The following is a 3,058-nucleotide window of genomic DNA, read 5'->3' on the forward strand; positions in this document are numbered from 1 at the left end:
AACGAGTTCATTGACATATTGAGAAGTAGAAGAAAGAAGAAGGTTTTAAGATCGCGCAAGCGAATTAAGGGCGCATGGGGGATACCTAGGCTCTCAGAGGCGATGAAGGACGTGATAAGCTGCGAAAAGCTACGGGGACAGGCACATACTGGTTGATCCGTAGATATCCGAATGGGGCAACCCAGTACCATGAAGTGGTATTACCCTACGGGGGGCAAACGCGGGGAACTGAAACATCTAAGTACCCGCAGGAGAAGAAAACAATAGTGATTCCGCAAGTAGTGGCGAGCGAACGCGGATAAGCCCAAACCAGCCTGGTTACGGCCAGACTGGGGTTGTAGGACTCACCTAGTGTTTAACAATTGAACTGGAATGGCATGGGAAGGCCAATCGAAGAGGGTGAGAATCCCGTACAGGTAAGAGCGTTAAATGAGTGAGTATCCTGAGTAAGTGGGGACCGGAGAAATCCCCTCTGAATCCGGCGGCACCATCCGCCAAGGCTAAATACTCCTGAGAGACCGATAGTGAACTAGTACCGTGAGGGAAAGGTGAAAAGTACCGCGAGCAGCGGGGTGAAATAGAACTTGAAACCATGCGCTTACAAGCGGACGGAGCCTACGGGTGACGTCGTGCCTTTTGCATAATGAGCCTACGAGTTACGGTCACTGGCAAGGTTAATGTATTAGAATACAGGAGCCGAAGCGAAAGCGAGTCTGAAATGGGCGATTAGTCAGTGGCTGTAGACGCGAAACTTGGTGATCTACCCTTGGTCAGGTTGAAGCGCTGGTAACACATCGTGGAGGACCGAACCGGTAAACGTTGAAAAGTTTTCGGATGAACTGAGGGTAGGGGTGAAAGGCCAATCAAACTGAGAAATAGCTCGTACTCCCCGAAATGTTTTTAGGAACAGCGTCGTGGTTGAGTCATGGTCAGGTAGAGCTACTGATAGGACTAGGGGGAGTCAAATCCTACCAAATTCTGACAAACTCCGAATGGGCTATGATATACACGGCAGTGAGGGCTGGGGTGCTAAGGTCCCAGTCCGAGAGGGGAACAACCCAGAGCATCAGCTAAGGTCCCAAAATATATGCTAAGTTGAACTAAGGGGGTCCGACTGCAGAGACAGCCAGGATGTTAGCTTGGAAGCAGCTATACATTTAAAGAGTGCGTAACAGCTCACTGGTCGAGCGGGGCGGGCATCGATAATAAACGGGCATCAAGCATATTACCGAAGCTATGCGATAGTAATTTATTACGATCGGTAGGGGAGCATTCTCACAGGGGTGAAGGTTTGGCGTAAGCTGGGCTGGACTGGTGAGAAAAGCAAATGTAGGCATAAGTAACGATAATGCGGATGAGAAATCCGCACACCGAAAGACTAAGGATTCCTCCGCTATGCTAATCAACGGAGGGTTAGGCGGGGCCTAAGGGATAGCCGACAGGCGACTCTCGATGGACAGCAGGTTAATATTCCTGCCCCTGCATGCAGTGTGAAAGAGTGACGGAGTATTGTGGTAAGTACGTACTGACGGAATAGTGCGTTGAGCGGAGCCTACGGGCGAAGCGAACTTACGAAAACGCTTCCAAGAAAAGCTTTTGAAACACCAGCTGTATGCAGCCCGTACCGTAAACCGACACAGGTAGTCGAGAAGAATATTCTAAGGTGCTCGAGTGAATCACGGCTAAGGAACTCGGCAAATTAACCCTGTAACTTCGGGAGAAGGGGAGCCTCCTCAGCGATGAGAGGCCGCAGAGAAATGGCCCAGGCGACTGTTTAGCAAAAACACAGGGCTCTGCCAAAACGAAAGTTGACGTATAGGGCCTGACACCTGCCCGGTGCTGGAAGGTTAAGAGGGGATGTCATCGCAAGAGAAGCATTGAATCGAAGCCCCAGTAAACGGCGGCCGTAACTATAACGGTCCTAAGGTAGCGAAATTCCTTGTCGGGTAAGTTCCGACCTGCACGAATGGTGTAACGATCTGGGCACTGTCTCGGCCGTGAGCTCGGTGAAATTGTAGTAGCGGTGAAGATGCCGCTTACCCGCCACGGGACGGAAAGACCCCGTGCACCTTTACTATAGCTTTGCATTGTTTTCGGGTCAGGGATGTGTAGGATAGGTGGGAGGCTGTGAGTGGGCGTCGCCAGGCGTTCAGGAGCCAACGTTGAAATACCACCCTTCGCTGGCCTGGGATCTAATCCGACTATGTCGGAGACCGTGCATGGTGGGTAGTTTGACTGGGGTGGTCGCCTCCAAAAGTGTAACGGAGGCTTCCAAAGGTCTGCTCAACACGCTTGGTAACCGTGTGTGGAGTGCAATAGTACAAGCAGGCTTGACTGTGAGACCGACGGGTCGAGCAGGTGGGAAACCAGGGTATAGTGATCCGGTGGTTCTGTATGGAAGGGCCATCGCTCAAAGGATAAAAGGTACGCCGGGGATAACAGGCTGATCTCCCCCAAGAGCTCACATCGACGGGGAGGTTTGGCACCTCGATGTCGGCTCGTCACATCCTGGGGCTGGAGAAGGTCCCAAGGGTTCGGCTGTTCGCCGATTAAAGTGGCACGCGAGCTGGGTTCAGAACGTCGTGAGACAGTTCGGTCCCTATCTGTGGTGGGCGTAGGAAGATTGACGGGGGCTGCCTTTAGTACGAGAGGACCGAGGTGGACCCACCGCTGGTGAACCGGTTGTCACGCCAGTGGCATGGCCGGGTAGCTATGTGGGGAATAGATAAGCGCTGAAAGCATCTAAGTGCGAAACTAGCCCGAAGATGAATCTTCCACATAAGGGTCGTTGTAGACTACGACGTTGATAGGCTGCAGGTGTACGTGTAGAAATACATTCAGCCGAGCAGTACTAATTACCCAACAGCTTGCAGCATTAACATCTTAATACTTTTTCTCTCTTCTACTTCCAATATGACATTGATTACACTCACAAAGACCTTGTTGGTGACTATTGGCCTGGTGTTCACCTCTTCCCATCCCGAACAGAGAAGTTAAGCCCAGAACCGCCGATGATACTTGGATCAAACCTGGTAAAGTAGGTAGTCGCCACAATACC

2 rRNA genes are annotated in these 3,058 nt (G+C 51.5%); both read left to right on the forward strand.

Annotated features, from left to right (window positions below):
• Positions 1–53 precede the first annotated feature (53 nt).
• Positions 54–2,876: ribosomal RNA gene (locus L0659_RS26225) — 23S ribosomal RNA — on the forward strand.
• 66 nt (positions 2,877–2,942) lie between these two features.
• Positions 2,943–3,054: ribosomal RNA gene (gene rrf, locus L0659_RS26230) — 5S ribosomal RNA — on the forward strand.
• The last annotated feature ends 4 nt before the right edge of the window (positions 3,055–3,058 follow it).

It is taken from the genome of Dyadobacter sp. CY347, from assembly GCF_021502655.1.
GTDB lineage: Bacteria > Bacteroidota > Bacteroidia > Cytophagales > Spirosomataceae > Dyadobacter.